Annotated in this window: 19 protein-coding genes and 2 tRNA genes; 3 read left to right on the top strand and 18 right to left on the bottom strand. The window is 43.5% G+C overall.

Going from position 1 to position 15,151, the window contains the following annotated elements; genetic code table 11:
* Positions 1-70 precede the first annotated feature (70 nt).
* The 5 genes from AC4HAN_RS06395 to rsgA are packed head-to-tail and all read right to left on the bottom strand — an operon-like array spanning position 71 to position 4,451.
* A complete protein-coding gene (locus tag AC4HAN_RS06395) occupies positions 71-1,015 on the bottom strand; it encodes a 3'-5' exoribonuclease YhaM family protein (RefSeq protein WP_491091759.1) in 945 nt (314 codons plus the stop codon).
* Positions 1,005-2,279 carry a DNA recombination protein RmuC gene (locus tag AC4HAN_RS06390; protein ID WP_491091758.1) on the bottom strand — a complete coding sequence of 425 codons (1,275 nt, stop codon included), beginning with the start codon at positions 2,277-2,279 and terminating at the stop codon, positions 1,005-1,007. Before AC4HAN_RS06390 ends, AC4HAN_RS06395 begins: the two co-directional genes overlap by 11 nt.
* A 6-nt stretch (positions 2,280-2,285) precedes the next feature.
* Entirely contained in the window at positions 2,286-2,918 is a 633-nt protein-coding gene (locus AC4HAN_RS06385) for a thiamine diphosphokinase (RefSeq protein WP_491091757.1), read from the bottom strand.
* Positions 2,911-3,570 (bottom strand): ribulose-phosphate 3-epimerase, encoded by a 660-nt coding sequence (gene rpe / locus AC4HAN_RS06380; protein ID WP_491091756.1) that lies wholly within the window; start codon positions 3,568-3,570, stop codon positions 2,911-2,913. The genes AC4HAN_RS06385 and rpe overlap by 8 nt, the downstream gene beginning before the upstream one ends.
* Positions 3,571-3,578: 8 nt before the next feature.
* Complete coding sequence (gene rsgA / locus AC4HAN_RS06375; protein WP_491091755.1) at positions 3,579-4,451, bottom strand: ribosome small subunit-dependent GTPase A; 873 nt, start codon at positions 4,449-4,451, stop codon at positions 3,579-3,581.
* A 117-nt stretch (positions 4,452-4,568) separates the two neighbouring features.
* On the opposite strand from rsgA, the gene AC4HAN_RS06370 reads away from it, so the two are divergent.
* Both AC4HAN_RS06370 and AC4HAN_RS06365 read left to right on the top strand, forming a co-directional pair.
* A tRNA-Leu gene (locus tag AC4HAN_RS06370) sits at positions 4,569-4,652 on the top strand.
* Positions 4,653-4,744: 92 nt separating this feature from the next.
* Positions 4,745-4,833: transfer RNA gene (locus tag AC4HAN_RS06365), tRNA-Ser, on the top strand.
* Between the two features lie 387 nt (positions 4,834-5,220).
* On the opposite strand, the gene AC4HAN_RS06360 is transcribed toward AC4HAN_RS06365, so the two are convergent.
* Both AC4HAN_RS06360 and AC4HAN_RS06355 read right to left on the bottom strand, forming a co-directional pair.
* Positions 5,221-5,508, bottom strand: a complete 288-nt coding sequence (locus tag AC4HAN_RS06360; protein WP_491091754.1) for a hypothetical protein — start codon at positions 5,506-5,508, stop codon at positions 5,221-5,223.
* 38 nt (positions 5,509-5,546) lie between these two features.
* A complete protein-coding gene (locus AC4HAN_RS06355; RefSeq protein WP_491091753.1) occupies positions 5,547-5,729 on the bottom strand; it encodes a ComC/BlpC family peptide pheromone/bacteriocin in 183 nt (60 codons plus the stop codon).
* A 264-nt stretch (positions 5,730-5,993) separates the two neighbouring features.
* On the opposite strand from AC4HAN_RS06355, the gene AC4HAN_RS06350 reads away from it, so the two are divergent.
* A complete protein-coding gene (locus AC4HAN_RS06350) occupies positions 5,994-6,188 on the top strand; it encodes a hypothetical protein (RefSeq protein ID WP_491091752.1) in 195 nt (64 codons plus the stop codon).
* A 56-nt stretch (positions 6,189-6,244) separates the two neighbouring features.
* On the opposite strand, the gene rsmA is transcribed toward AC4HAN_RS06350, so the two are convergent.
* From rsmA to AC4HAN_RS06295, 11 genes are all read right to left on the bottom strand, one after another.
* Positions 6,245-7,117, bottom strand: a complete 873-nt coding sequence (gene rsmA, locus AC4HAN_RS06345; RefSeq protein ID WP_491091751.1) for a 16S rRNA (adenine(1518)-N(6)/adenine(1519)-N(6))-dimethyltransferase RsmA — start codon at positions 7,115-7,117, stop codon at positions 6,245-6,247.
* Between the two features lie 302 nt (positions 7,118-7,419).
* On the bottom strand, positions 7,420-7,620 hold the full coding sequence (locus tag AC4HAN_RS06340) for a CsbD family protein (protein WP_491091750.1): 201 nt from the start codon (positions 7,618-7,620) through the stop codon (positions 7,420-7,422).
* A 78-nt stretch (positions 7,621-7,698) separates the two neighbouring features.
* Entirely contained in the window at positions 7,699-7,938 is a 240-nt protein-coding gene (locus AC4HAN_RS06335; RefSeq protein WP_491091749.1) for a GlsB/YeaQ/YmgE family stress response membrane protein, read from the bottom strand.
* 242 nt (positions 7,939-8,180) lie between these two features.
* On the bottom strand, positions 8,181-8,705 hold the full coding sequence (locus tag AC4HAN_RS06330; protein ID WP_491091748.1) for a DUF1697 domain-containing protein: 525 nt from the start codon (positions 8,703-8,705) through the stop codon (positions 8,181-8,183).
* 276 nt (positions 8,706-8,981) lie between these two features.
* Positions 8,982-9,356, bottom strand: coding sequence for a hypothetical protein (locus tag AC4HAN_RS06325; RefSeq protein WP_491091747.1), 375 nt, complete (start codon positions 9,354-9,356; stop codon positions 8,982-8,984).
* An 18-nt stretch (positions 9,357-9,374) separates the two neighbouring features.
* Positions 9,375-9,716: a hypothetical protein gene (locus tag AC4HAN_RS06320; protein WP_491091818.1), complete on the bottom strand. Its 342-nt coding sequence runs from the start codon at positions 9,714-9,716 to the stop codon at positions 9,375-9,377.
* 16 nt (positions 9,717-9,732) lie between these two features.
* Positions 9,733-10,305: a ribonuclease M5 gene (rnmV, locus tag AC4HAN_RS06315; protein ID WP_491091746.1), complete on the bottom strand. Its 573-nt coding sequence runs from the start codon at positions 10,303-10,305 to the stop codon at positions 9,733-9,735.
* 187 nt (positions 10,306-10,492) lie between these two features.
* On the bottom strand, positions 10,493-11,266 hold the full coding sequence (locus AC4HAN_RS06310) for a TatD family hydrolase (RefSeq protein WP_491091745.1): 774 nt from the start codon (positions 11,264-11,266) through the stop codon (positions 10,493-10,495).
* A 120-nt stretch (positions 11,267-11,386) separates the two neighbouring features.
* The gene (locus AC4HAN_RS06305; protein WP_491091744.1) at positions 11,387-12,781 is read right to left on the bottom strand and encodes a PHB depolymerase family esterase; all 1,395 of its coding nucleotides are present in this window, start codon (positions 12,779-12,781) and stop codon (positions 11,387-11,389) included.
* A 296-nt stretch (positions 12,782-13,077) separates the two neighbouring features.
* Positions 13,078-13,707 carry a V-type ATP synthase subunit D gene (locus AC4HAN_RS06300; protein ID WP_491091814.1) on the bottom strand — a complete coding sequence of 210 codons (630 nt, stop codon included), beginning with the start codon at positions 13,705-13,707 and terminating at the stop codon, positions 13,078-13,080.
* A gap of 46 nt (positions 13,708-13,753) precedes the next feature.
* Complete coding sequence (locus tag AC4HAN_RS06295) at positions 13,754-15,151, bottom strand: V-type ATP synthase subunit B (protein WP_491091743.1); 1,398 nt, start codon at positions 15,149-15,151, stop codon at positions 13,754-13,756.

Genomic DNA, 15,151 nt, shown 5'->3' with positions numbered 1-15,151 from the left:
CTTTTATTATACCATATAAAAAAGCAAAAAGACGAACATTACCGACCTAATATTCATCTTTTTTCGTCTTTTAGTGGTTTGTTTTTGGTTTATAGAAGGAACGATTGTCCATGGCAAAAATGCGGCCCGTCATCTCGCCTTCGGATACCCGCGACAGCGCTGAGGTCATCATCATCATTTCAGCATCAAGATTATCAATCATGTGGATGATCTCTGCTTCCATAATTCTCGGCCTGACCGGACTTCCGTATTCCAAGAGTCCGTGGTGGCTGAGGATAACATGGCGCAAAACGATAACATCTTCTTTGGTATCATCGATGTTTAGTTCAGCTAAGGTCTTAGTAATTTCTTCATCGATCAAGGCAATATGGCCAATCAGATTGCCGCGAACCGTGTATTCCGTGTTTTCAGGACCGGACAGCTCAAGAACCTTAGCTAAATCATGGAGCATAATCCCCGCAAACAGCAAACTCTTATTAAGTTCCTGGTAAATATCTCCGATACTGTCTGCCAAGCGAACCATGGTTGCCGTATGATAAGCCAGGCCGACTTCAAAAGCATGGTGGTTGGTCTTTGCAGCAGGAAAACTGAAAAATTCATGGCTGTACTTACGGTAAAGCGCCCTGACAATCCGCTGCCAAGTGGCATTTTCAATTTTGAAAAGCATCTGTTCCAAATAATCTTTGATTTCCTTGACATCAACCGGCGGCTTTTCCTTAAAATCTTTAGGATTATCAGGTTCTCCGTCTTTAGGATGGCGCAGACTGATTTGATTCACCTGCGGCATGCCGTTGTAAACCTCGCGGCGGCCTTTCATAAAGACAACTTTGCCAGCCGTGAATTCTTCAACATTATAGGGCTGAGCGTCCCAAAGATTACCGGAAATTTCCCCGGTATCATCCTGAAAAGTAAAGGCAAGATAATCCTTACCGGCTCTTGTTTTTCTAAGTTCTGCTGACTTAATGAGGTAAAATCCTTCAAAAAGTTCATCTTTTTTCATTTGACTAATTTTCATTTGCTTCCTCATCTTCTAGCGGTGCTATATTTAAGAGCAATCGAGTATTGTCATCTTCATAGAGTTCAATATTTCTAAGCACCCGGTCAATGGCGTTGGTCCGCGTTGTCAAAAGCTTATCAATATTGTTGCTGGCTCGGTGCAGCTGTTTCTGAGTTGTTTGCAGAAGGCCGCCGAATTTATTAAACTCTGACTTAACATTGCCTAAAATTTTACTGATATCATCCGCATTCTTTTGAATATTCAGAGTCTTAAAGCCGACAGACAGCGAATTGAGAAGTGCTGACAGAGTCGATGGACCTGCAACCACAATATTCTCGTCGCGGCGCAGGCTGTCAAAGAAGCCGGCATTCCTGACAACTTCTGAATAAAGACCTTCGGTCGGCAGGAACATGATCCCAAAATTAGTCGTTTCCGGCGGGTTAAGATATTTCTTTTGAATATCTTTGGCAAACCGCTTAATACCAGCTAACAAAGCCTTGCGATGGAGCTCAATCTGCTCTTTGTCTCCCGTGTCGTAAGCATCTTCCAAACGGTAGTAATCTTCCAGCGGAAACTTGGAATCAATAGGCAGGTAAACATACTCGTCCTGATGACTCCCCGGCAGTTTGATGGCATATTCCACACGTTCTGCCGATCCCTTAACCGTCGCAAATTCCCGTTCATACTGACTTTCAGTCATAATGTCTTCAATGATTTGCCCCAGCTGCAGCTCTCCTAAAATTCCCCGTGTCTTGGTATTGGAGAGAACTTTGTTCAGGGTGCCGACATCACGCGCTACTGTCTTCATCTCACCCAAACCTTGGTTGACACTTTCCAGCTGTTTGGACACTGTCTCAAAGGATGTGCGAAGACGGTTGTGCAGAGTTTGATCCAGTTTTTCTTCAACGGTCTGCCGCATTTCCTCCAGACGTTTTTCATTTGAAGCCTGCATTTCTTTGACAGACTGCGTTAATTGAAGATTAATCTGTTCTAAACGCTTATCGGAACGGTCTCGGCTGTCAGTGAGATTTTGATACAAGACCTCTCTTAGATCTGTGAGCTGCTGTGACAGGTCGGTTTGCAGACGCGTCAGCTGCGTATTTATTTCAAGAAGCTGGTTTTTATCCGCCATTTCTAACTGATAGGACACCTGATCTGACAAATTATCAGCATTATCATCCAGCTTTTTTTCTAAGTCTGACTGATTTTTATCGAGTTTCAAAAAAACCGCAGCGCTGACAAGGCAGGCGCTCAGAGCCAGCAATAAAGTGAGAATATCCATTATTCATTAAATCCTATCTTTGGTTTGAATCACAACGACATAGCCTGATGAAACAGAAAAACAGATGGGCTTGCCAACAAATTCGTTGCTGCCGTAGATCTTCTTCTGGAAGAAATTTTTTTCCGACAGTTCATATTTGGCACCCTGAATTGTCAGCGGAGCATCATTGTCAGCCATAAAAGAAACATAAGCCATTCCGGTTTCCTGCTCAATCCGGTGCTTACCTGGCGGAAAAAACTGCACCAGGTTTTGCCTGTCACGCAGATGAAAATGCTGCATAAAAGGGGCTAAATCCGGATTGCTCGGCAGAAAAATGTTTGCCAGAGTATGGTCAAGACGTCCGCCAAAAGCTCCAAAAACGGTTACCTCAGCTTTTTCAAACTGCTGAAAAATCACTTTGAGAGCCAGTTCAGTATCCGTGTCCTCTTTTTCTGCCGGAGCTGTGAGCAAGTGTTTCGCTGAAGTCTTGATTTTTTGCAATTCTTGATGAGACACCGAGTCGAAATCGCCAACAGCCAAATCCAGAGGCAGATGATTTTGGAGGAGGACAAAACAGCCTCTGTCAATTCCTACAAAATAATCAAAATCCGTCGTGAAATACTCCAAATCACCTCCGGTAAAGAGAGCTACTCTAGTCATTTAAGGCCGCTTTCAAGGTTTCAACTCGGGCTGACAGATTTTCCTTGAAAAGGTAAGAACCTGCCACAAAGACGTTAGCTCCCGCTTGAGCACAGGCACTAATCGTTTGGTTATCTACGCCGCCGTCTACTTCGATGTCATAGTCAAGACCGCGCTGCTTACGCAGCTGAGCTGCTAATTTTACTTTTTCCAAGCATTCAGGAATAAAGGCTTGTCCGCCAAAGCCCGGATTGACAGTCATGATTAAAACCTGATCAACCAAATTCAGCACCGGCTCAATCGCTGTTAAAGGAGTTCCCGGATTGATGACAACGCCTGCTTTCATACCTGCAGCTTTGATTTTTTGCAAGGCCCCGTGAATGTGGGTAGTCGCCTCAGCATGAACCGTCATAATGTCAGCTCCTGCCTGGGCAAAATCATCAACATAGCGCTCGGGATTGACAACCATAAGGTGGCAGTCAAAGACTAACTTACTGTGCTTGCGCATACTGGCAACCACACCTGCACCAAAGCTGATATTGGGCACAAACTGACCATCCATAATATCAATATGGACATACTTAACGCCTGTTTCTTCAATACGTTTTAATTCTGTTTCAAAATTGGCGTAATCCGCAGCTAAAATAGAAGGGGCAATTTTGTATCTTGACATAAAAGGGCCTACTTTCTCTTAATTGTTTTTTTATAAATCTCCCGACGGTTTTCAATCTCGCTGAGAAACTGCAGATAATGCTGGTAGCGTTCCTGCCAGATATCGCCATGATCCAGCGCTTCTTTAACCGCACAGTCCGGTTCATGGGTATGGGTGCAGGAACGAAACTTGCAGGCTGAACTCAGCTGTAAAAATTCAGGAAAAGCAGCGTTTAAGGCTTCACTATCTGTTATTTCGTAATCCAGCGAACTGAATCCGGGCGTATCAGCAATTTTCCCACCGTGCACATTATAAAGTGTTACGGCACGTGTTGTATGCCGGCCGCGGCCCAAACTGTCTGAAATCTCGGCGGTTTCAAGCTCCAAATCCGGCGCAATCTTATTGAGCAAGGTTGATTTACCAACCCCTGTCTGCCCCATAAACACAGTGATATTGTCCTTTAAAAGCGGCAGCAGATCCTCTAAACAGCAGATAACCTGATAGCCGATCTTTTGGTACTGCTCCTTGACGACAGTCAAACAGCTTAAATCCTCCAGCAAATCAAGTTTCGAAATATAGATCAAAGGCTTGATCTTTTTATGCTCCAAAAGAATTAAAAAACGGTCCAGCAGATTGGTGTTCAAATCAGGCTCCTTGGCTGACATGATAACCACAGCTTGATCAATATTAACTATCGGCGGCCTCGTCAAACTGTTTTTTCGCTCATGAATAGCCAGAATATAGCCTTCAGAATGTTCTTCTGCCGAAAAATCAACCTCATCGCCAACATAGGGCCGATGTCCTTTTTTTCTGAAATTCCCACGTGCCCGTGTCTGATAAACCTGTCCTTTTGACTCCACATAATAGAATCCGGCCAAAGACTTAATAATTTTCCCTTGCAAACGCTCTCCTCGCTAAACTTATTAATCTCATTATATCAAAAAATTAATCTTTTTTCTTTTTAGGTATTGGCAAATGAAAAAAAAAGCGTATAATAGTATAATGTATTATAAAGTTATGCGGAGATGGTGGAACGGCAGACACGCATGCTTCAGGCGCATGTGCCCGCAACGGGCGTGAGGGTTCAAATCCCTTTCTCCGCATTTTTCGAGCTCTTTAGCTCAGTCAGCTTTCCTGCTGGCTCTTTTTTAATCTCTTTACAGCTCTTTAAAACAATTTTTAAAGAGCTGCATTTGGAAAGGTGGCCCAGCCTGGTACGGCACCGGACTCGAAATCCGGCAAGTGGACTTTGTTCATGCGCGGGTTCAAATCCCGTCCTTTCCTTTAACCAAGTACAAAGGGACGATTCGCTTCAGCGAAAATTCCTAGTAGAGAAATAGGGACTTGGCGTTGAGTGCTTGCACTCCAGAGCAGCCACAGCTGTAAACGCTAAAGTGCAAACAGCAGGCATCTCTTTTTCCCAAGAATTTAATCTGCGTTCAGTCACAGCCTAAAAAATCTCTCACCCTTAATCAGGTGAGAGATTTTTGCGTCTATACAGCAAGAACAGACTGAGCAAAAAAGCTAACAGTGTGATTGAGCCTGTCACATACTTTTCAAAAAAGCTCCTACTGATAAAGAAATTAAAGAAAACAGCCAAGCCTTAAAAAAAATGGAATAAATTTCTATGATAAAAGCTGGCACTCAGACCAACTAATGTTTTTCTGCCATTTAAAAATTTTCTATGCGATAGTCTCTTTCAAATGTGGATTGGCTAACAAGCTTACCATTGGTTAAATCAATAACATCTCCAATATTCCCAATAGCATACATTCCATAGCCATAATTGCGATCATCCTTCGCCCACTTTGGATACAAGGCCGGCATCAAAATGCGCAGCCTGTCATCTAGCCAGACAAGTTCATTTTTGTCAAAGGCATCGGAGACCCACTGCGGCCGACTGCCTTCTTTGGTAATTCTCCAAACTTCTACTTCTTGATTTTTGTAAAAAGCTTTCAAAATAGTTCCTCCTTTATTTTGTAAGCTGGAGTAATTTATTAAAAATTACAAGAATTAGGTGTTCCTCCTATTCCATAAGGTGAACATGATTTTGGAGCTGGACGATCAATGTCGTTCAACTGTTCTAGAGTAACGCCTCCTCCATCAAAAGCACTAATAGCTCCTCCTAGAAAGAGGCCTAAATAACCACCTTCAACTGTAGAAAGCTGTTCCTTTGTCATTGTTTAAAATTGTTCAAATACTTGTGTATTCATAACAAAACTCTTTTTCATTTTTTAATCTTATCCCTTGGCCAAAAAACACCTATAGTATAACTTATTTTGATCCCTTTGTGTGACGATTGTCGTAAATGGTATCAAATAAGTCGTGAATGGGAAAAATGGCTCTTGAATTCTCAATAAAATATCCATTCACGACATATTTTGGGCCGTTCATGACATTCACTCTAATTCTTTTAAATTTTTAGGCATAATGAAGGCAAAATTATGAAAGAAAAAGTAAAAAGAATCGGTCAAACGCTCCCGACAAACAAAAAGACGCCAGACTTGAAGCAGCTAATAAACTTATCATCAAGCATCAAGGCTTCAGCTATTGCAATTTCCCTAGCCTTCAAGAAACGGATTTATCTTATCTTGAACAGCAAAAAGAAGAGAACCAGCTGGGTTCTCTTTAGAGTATAGCTTTTCGGCACCCACTACAGTTGACAAGGAAGCAGTTTGAGCTGGTTTTGTTTATTTTATAATCCTACTTCTTTTAAGGCATCAGCTAGTTTGGCAAAGTCTGCTATGGAGAGCGCTTCTCCACGAACAGACGGTTTGATTGCTGCCGCTTCTAGGGCTTTTTCGAGTTTAGCTTTGGTTTCATCCGTTTTTCCAAAACGGTTGGTCAGGTTATTCCAAAGGGTCTTGCGGCGGTGCACGAAACTGGCTTTGGCAATATCAAAAAAGAAATCTTCATCCTGAACCGCAACTAACGGCTGATCTCTGCGCACCATTTTTAAAATTGCACTGTCAACATTGGGTGCCGGCACAAAGACCGTGCGGGGCACAATAAAGGCGACCTTAGCGTCCATGTAATACTGCACCGCGATAGACAGAGAGCCGTAAGCCTTGGTATTAGGTTCAGCCGAAATGCGATCCGCCACCTCTTTTTGCATCATGACCACAAACTCAGCAAAAGGAATCCTGCTCTCAATCAAATGCATAAGAATCGGTGTCGTAATATAGTAAGGCAGATTTGCAACCACCTTAATCGGCAGGTCAGGATTTTTAAACGCTTGAATCTGCGTCTGCAAGTCTGCTTTCAAAATATCCTCATTGACTACCTTGACATTATCAAAATCACGCAGCGTATCTGCCAAAATCGGAATCAGACGATCATCAATTTCAAAGGCCATGACCTCTGCAGCCTTCTCTGCCAGAAACTCGGTCAATGCCCCGATACCCGGTCCAATCTCAATCACATTGACATTTCCGTCAACCTCAGCAGTGTCCACAATTTTCTGTAAAATATTAGTATCAGTCAGGAAATTCTGACCGAAAGACTTCTTAAAAGTAAACCCGTGACGCTCCAAAACAGCGCGGGTAACGGAGTAGTCTGCTATTCTCATTTTTGTTCCAATCTTGTTTTTTACTATTTTACCACAAAAAGGAGATGAATAGACTCATCTCTTAGCAGTGGTTTTATGATTAACTGCAAAAAGAGCGGGAAAAAATCATCCAAGGGATAAGGACTTCCAATTAGCAGTGGTTCATTGGTGCTAAAGCACCTAATGAACTGGGCAGAGGTAAGACTAAGTCAGCTAAGCCAACAAGTCTTACTCCCAACTACTGCATCAAATATGTGATGCTTCATCAATTGAAAGAGTTTGAGACTTTTGTCCCAAACTCCTTTTGCTTTTTATGAATACGATTAGTTGTCGTCCTTTTTTAAGCTTTTCACTGCACCTTCGACAGTGTCTTTAGCATCTTCAAATGCTTCTTTAGCTTTGCCGGTTATTTTATCAACTTTACCTTCAGTTTCAGTTTCTTTATCACCTGATAATTTACCAAAACCTTCTTTGATTGAGCCTTTGGCTTGTTCTAACTTTGCATCAAATTTTTCTTCTGACATATCTCTAACCTACTTTCTTTACTTAGATGACATATAAGTTCATCCGTTAGCATTAAACGAGCAGTATGCTTTGCTGTCTTATTTGCTGCGGCCCAGGAAGAATGAAACAACAGCAATAACAATAACAGCACCTACAATAGATGGAATCAGCGCCATTCCTGCCAGACTTGGTCCCCAGGTTCCCAAAAGAGCCTGACCGACAGCTGATCCGACTAAACCTGCAAGAATATTAGCAATCCAGCCCATTGAGCCGCCTTGTTTAGTAATCGCACCTGCAATTACACCAATTAATGCACCGATAATAATTGACCATAACATAATTTTATCCTCCAAAGATTCTAAAAAACTTGCAATCAGATATCTTAAAGTGTCAATTATAAAGCAAAGACATCTAATATAGGTTACATCTCTCATTATACTCAAAATAATGCATTAAGCCAAATATTATATTTTGATAATATAAATCTTAAAGTGAAGGAATTACTGGGTGCAATAAATATCAGGACTCTCATAATTTAGCAGGTAGAAATCAGTCAGGCGGGGCAGCCACATTATCCCTACTAATAGGAACTGAGTTTTTTAACCACACTGACCTTACGCATCGTAGCTCTAATCCCCAGCCGCTTTTCCAAAAATTTGGTGTTGAGACGTTTCTTCCGTGCATCACGCGGCAAGTAAAGGTAGAGACACTCATTGCCAATGTAAAATTCTTCATCTCCAAAGTCGGTTTGAGACAAACTTTTTAGCATTTCACTGTCTAAGCCATCATTCGTAAACACCAAGTGAATGCGAGACAAATCATAAGTCTCATCAAAAGGATTTTCCTGAGCAGCCTTTGCTAGTTGTTCAGAGCTTTTGATAATGACGGATAAATCTACACCGATTTTCTCCAAAATCGTATCATGGACGAGATTTTTGACGTCTTTATCGGCTAAATCCGTCTTGCAGACAATATTGCCACTCTGGATGTAGGTCCGCACATTTTCAAACCCAGCTTCTGTCCAAATTTCCGCCAGATAAGCCATCTTGGAAATGCGATTTGGCCCTGTCGGTGTGACACCGCGCAATAGAATAATTTTCTTCATGTATTTTACCTAATGTAACTTTTTTTATTTTGGAAAAATTCCTGGCATTTGAGCAACTGTTAATCCTACTGCTCCTGCATTAAGTTTTAAGTATCGACTCGGACAATATCCGTCAGTGCTTGGTCACGATAGATTAGATTATCTCTTGCTGTGAAGCCGCACTTTTCCCAGAAGGCACATTATCAACCTGTCAAAACAGCGATAGCTGAGAGACCGCGTCCTAGTCATCTATCCGCATTGTTCTAATTCGCATGGCCGTTTCCTATGCTTTAGGCTTCATTCAATCATCAACTTTACAAAACCGTCTTCTTCAACATTGTAAACATGTTTTCCAATAATAGAACGAAGATTTTGGATATCTGCTAAGTCAGGACTGGCAAATTCCAGATAGTTTTTTTCAGAATACGCTGCATTCATATCCCTATAAAAATCGCTAATATGACAGTAAAATTCCTCTAAAATATCCTCCAGAGGATACTGCGAAATCGCCTCACCAGCTCCCTCACCCAAGTCGGGCTCCTGTACAAAAGACAACGAAGTCACATACAGAAGTTCTCCGCCTTCATCTTTGGTCTGGTAAATTCCTGATTCAACTTCTTCGTAATCAGTTTGTTGATATTTTTCTGCCTGATAATTTTCAATAGCCTTCATATTTGCACTCCTTTATACCTAGTTCTCTATGATTGGTGACCTGCTATCAGGGTTTCCAAGTAAGGATAAGGTAAGGTATTTATCTCTGCCGTCGTCAGGATTAAGACTTCTTTCAGCGGACTCTCTAACTCCTTTGGAATTAACAAGCAAATCAACACCTGCAGCCGGAACTTCTACTGCGATTTTATTGCTTTGTTCCCAGTCAATCTGACAATAAACTTCATGCATACCTTCTTCTACTTGAAATTCTAATTTCCCTCCGCGCTTAATCTTTCCGACACATTCATCATCAATGAAAACTTTGAATTTCCGAAACATGTTAGCACCCTTTGTGCCTCTTTCTAATCTGATTGCAGCCATTTGCTTTCCTCCAAAATTAACTTTCCTGATAATCCGTTAGCGCTCTTTCAACCTCGCTCAAGGTCACGCCGAAGAGTTCCAAGCGTTTGAGGAGCTGTTTGCCGTTGGTATAGCCGATGCGCAGTTTCTCTCCCAGATATTCCCGGCGCTTGCGGCTGTCTGCTCCCATCAGCAACCCTAGACGCATAAGGTCTGATTTGGTAATGTCAAAATGATTAGCATCATCGTAGTGACCCAGCACACCAGACAGAGCCTTTTGTAAGTCCTCAAAGCTGGCGTGCTCGACACCGAGCGAGCGCCCTTTTGTTTTTGATTTGGGAACGGCTTCTCCGCGATTGAGGAAGGCATGCTTAGCTGTCGGCACGGCTTCCATGATAATCTTGCGGATACGCTCTCCGTTGTAATCGGGATCTGTAAAGACAATTACCCCGCGCAAGTTATTGAGTTTTTCAATGCGCTCCAGATCTTCATCCGTGATGGCAGAGCCGCGGGTTTCATAGGTATCCACATCATAAAAGCGGCGGAGATTAGCGGTATCGTCTTTACCTTCGACGATGAGGACTTCTTGTATTTTGATTTTATTTCCCATAATTTTGTTTTTTGATAGTTTTCTTAAGTGATGGGGACGTCAGCGACCGCCTTCGGCGTTCCATGACTTATTTTTGAACCTAAAGTTTCAAAAATCCCTCGTCACAGCATGTTATGCTGTGACTTTCATCACGGCGAAAACTATCGGATTGGGCGACCTTTGGTCGCCATTCTCTATACCATTAGTTTTAATCTTCCAAGCCAAATAGTTTCATGGCATTTGCGGTCGTTGCTTTTGCCACTTCTTCGCTCGTTAAACCGCGCAGCTCTGCGATTTTATCAACGACGTAGCGGGTGTAGGCTGTCTTGTTTTCCCGGCCGCGTTTAGGCACTGGAGCTAAGTAGGGCGCATCAGTCTCAACCAGAATTTTATCCAACGGCAAAGCTGCAGCTGCTTCCTGCACATCCAGAGCCTTTTTAAAGGTCACCACACCTGAGAAAGAAATCATCATTCCCAAATCAACAAAACGCTGAGCCATTTCCAAAGACCCCGAATAAGAATGCATAATGCCGCCGCGTGGGCCGACACCGGCATCCTTGATGACCTCATAAGTATCGTCAAGTGCGTCACGAGTGTGGACAACAAAAGGCAGGTCATGCTCCTTAGAAAGCTGAATCTGACGTTTAAAAACCTCTATCTGAACTTCCTTTGGATCTTCCATCCAGTGATAGTCAAGGCCAATCTCACCCAGAGCGATAACCTTGGGATCGTGCAGGTGTGAGACAATCAGGTCCTCCACCTCTTGAGTGTAAGAACCAGCCTCAGTCGGATGCCAGCCGATGGTTGAGTAGATTTCAGGATACTGCTCAGCCAGCTCAAGAGTGCGCTTAATGGTCGGTCGGTCAAAACCGACAACGTTGTGACGCGTCACACCAAGTTCCTTGGCAAGAGCCAACTCCTCGTCTTCACGCCCGGCGAAGTTCTCAATGTTTAAATGTGTATGTGTATCAAAGATATTCATGCCTTCATTATATCAAAAAAGCCCAAGGAAAACACCTTGGGTTTTGAAAAGTTTCTTGGGAAATAAATCATTGGAAAAATCTTGCGGTGTGTGCGAAAGACTGCACAAAATTAAGATTATTTAGCGATTGGCCTTGTTTTGTCCATTCAGCCAGTCGAAAATATTGCCGTACTCTCTGCCATTAACAATAGCCTTACTTGCACCGCCCTGAGTCGGATTGGTTGCCACCAGGCCATTTAGTCCTTCCATTGAACTGACATTAGCTGTGCTTTGAACGCCATTTACCTGATCATTGAAAAAGTAGACCCAAGACCAATGGCCGTTATAGGTTGTATTAGACATCTCAGTGCCGGCAACACTCTCATAATAAGAAATCCATTTATTGTCAGTTTTAGCATCCATCAAAGCTTTATAGAAAGGCAGGGCACTGCTGGATGGCGCCACGGTGGTATCTGTTGCTGCATGAATCAGCCACATGGGCTGGTCCTTAAGAGCCTTCAGACTATTGTCATCTAAGCTGTAGCTGGTCTTACCGTCTTTATTGTCGGTTTGGTAAGAATAGGGAGCGGCAATCGGCACAAGAGCTGCAAAATAATCCGGATATTTAATTCCCATATCCAAGGTCATGCCGCCGCCGTTAGAAGCTCCGGCAAGGTAGATACGATCCGCATCAACATCGGGATGGTTGGCAACATAGGATTTTATGGTTTCCATCAAAGCATCGGAATATTGATCCACCGACCAAGGAGTCGGCGCCTGAACGGCTAAAACATAGGCTCCGGTCTGAGCTCCTCCTCCCGTTGAGGTGAAATGATTTTGAATGCTGTCTTTTGTCAAATTGACCACTTCACTTGATAAAAGCGGAAAATTGATGTCTGTGCCGGCTTCACCGACACCATGCAGCCAAACAATCAAAGGATTTTTTTCACCCCCCGCTGCCGACTGAGGCGCATAAGCTGCATACTGCATGCTGTTTGTTCCGCGTTCTGAAAATCGCTCTGCTGACGGGGTGATTCGGTTATTAATCGCTTCTTGTTCAGAATCAATAGTCTGCAGACGGCGGCTTCCCGAGGCAATCGCCTTAAGCCCCGATACTTTCACCATATAGCTGTCAACCCAGGCATTTCTGTAGGTATCCAGATTGAAAGTAAAAGGTGAAGCACTTTGAGAAGGATCATCTGCATTGTAGGTCACTTCTAATTCCAGTGTTACATACTTACTTCTGGCACCTCTTCGCAAAGCATTTCCGCGTTCATCAGAAAGATAGCTTGCTTTGACCTGCCTGCTGATGCCGGCCGTCGTGACTGATGTCTGAGAATCAGCAGCAACTCCTCTTAACGTTTGGTTAGTTTCAAGGACAACTTTTGAAACCCCCGGGCCAAATTCATAGCTGTCAATAACAAGATTAGTCTTTGAGACCGCAAGGGTATTGCTAAACGCTTTAACCCTAAAACTTCCTGCAAACACAAGCACTCCCAAAGCTAAAACCAGCAGTCCCTTTATCCATTTGTGCATAATAACAACTCCTTTTCTTTTTCTTAAAATCTCCCATAGAAGCACTGATTCAGCACCTTAGCATGAGTTGTGTTCCACTTTATAGCTTTCTTAAAAAACTGTCAATAGCCTTAACAAAATCTTAACTTGGTTTTACACAATGTAACTCTTTTCATACATAAATACAATAAAAAAAGCGGCCTTTGCCGCATTTTTGTCTGGAAAACAGCTTGACATTTCAGCCTGATTTACCATCAATTTTCAAAAAAAACCTGCCGTTTTCAGAAAAAAGGTCTCTTCTAAAAACAGCAGGATTTTTAATAATCTTTGACTTTCATGATGCGAACGAGGTTGGCCCGTTCGGCTTCTTCAAGCTTGAGTTCGATATAATGGATGGTTTCTTCCAGCTGCGGAATCGTTGAGTGTTCTAAGCCGTTAACACGGCGTCTGGTTTTCTCAATTTCATCCGCCATCAGCTGACAGGATTTTTCAACTTCTGCCAAGCGCAGGAGCTTCTCCACCAAACCGTCCATTTTCTGAATAGTCGCATCCATTTCACTGTTGGAAGCCAGATAACTGTAGACGACATCTCCTTCATCATTGCCGTAAGGACTGTCTATCTGGCTGTGCATCTTGGGAACCGTCACACTCATGATATTTTCTTTTTCGATAAACAGCTCAACCTGCTTTGTCGGAACCGCAAAAATTTCCTCCACCATCAGGTCATTTTCAAGCGATTTAGCCACGACGAAGTCTTGCATATTGCTGACCAAGGCAGTTTCCACTTCCTGCCGAAGCTTATTATTCTCACGAATCAAATCAACAAACCGACGCATGAGCTCATCACGCTTATCTTTAAGCAGCTTGTGACCGCGGGTTGCGGTTTTCAAACGCTCCTTAAGATTGCTTAATTCCATTCGTGTCGGTTTGACATTTAAGCGTGCCATCACTTATCACCTCCCTTGAACCTCTAAGGATAGGAACTCCTTTAATCTAATCGGCTGCGCTTGCTTGCGTTTTAGGCAGGTACTGATCCAGCATGTCATCCTTAATCCGTTTGAGTTCAGTCCGCGGCAGAACGGATAGAAGTTCCCAGCCCAGATTAAGACTTTCCTCAATACCCCGGTTGGTATAAAAGCCTTGATTGATATATTCTTCTTCAAAACGATTGGTGAATTTCACATACAGTTTATCGGTTTCAGACAGAGCAGACTCTCCCAGCACAACAGCCAGTTCTTTGGCTTGCTTGCCTTGGGCATAGGCTGCAAAGAGCTGGTTCATGGTTGCTGCATGGTCACCGCGGGTCTTCCCTTCACCGGCGCCTTTGTCTTTTAACCGAGACAGAGACGGCAAAACATTGATCGGCGGGCGGTAGCCGCTGTTATAAAGCTCGTGTGACAGGATAATCTGTCCTTCTGTAATGTAGCCGGTCAAGTCAGGAATCGGATGGGTAATGTCATCCTCAGGCATGGTCAGAATCGGAATCTGGGTAACAGAACCTTTTTTACCGATTAAACGGCCCGCACGTTCATACAGCGTTGAAAGGTTGGTATAGAGATAGCCCGGATAACCGCGGCGGCCCGGAACTTCACGGCGAGCTGCAGAAACTTCACGCAGAGCCTCACAGTAATTGGTCATGTCTGTCATGATAACAAGAACGTGCATATCTTTTTCGTAGGCCAGATATTCTGCTGTCGTCAGGGCAATACGCGGTGTCGCAATACGCTCGATAGCAGGGTCGTTAGCCAAATTGACAAAGAGCACCGAACGGTCAATCGCTCCCGTCTGACGCAGGTCATTCATGAAGAATTCAGCTTCTTCAAAGGTGATTCCCATAGCTGCAAAAACCACGGCGAAATTTTCATCAGAATTCAAAACCGTTGCCTGACGGGCGATCTGTGCTGCCAGTTCATTGTGGGGCAGACCGGAACCCGAAAATACAGGCAGCTTTTGTCCGCGGACAAGAGTATTGAGGTGATCGATAGCTGAAATTCCTGTCTGAATAAATTCATCAGGATAGTCACGCGCTACCGGATTGATGGCCTGCCCGTCAATATCCAGATACTTTTCAGGAATCAGTTCCGGTCCGCCATCGATTGGTTTTCCCATACCGTTAAAGATACGACCGACCATGTCTTCCGACACTGCCAATTCAAGCGGGTGCCCTGTGAAGCGCACCTTAGCTTTTTCAAGGTTGATCCCGGATGAACCTTCAAAGAGCTGCACCATAGCCTTATCTTCCTGAACTTCCAAGACCTGCCCCTGACGGACTTGACCGTCGTGGAGCTTGATTTCAACCAACTCATTGTACTGGACGCCTTCAACTTGGTCCACAATCATCAAAGGGCCGACAACTTCGCTGACTGTACGATATTCTTTAAGAACACTCAT

The sequence above is a fragment of the Streptococcus sp. ELY_86 genome (assembly GCF_058314495.1).
The sequence above is the reverse complement of the archived record's forward strand: the minus strand, read 5'-3'. Positions and strand labels throughout refer to the sequence as shown.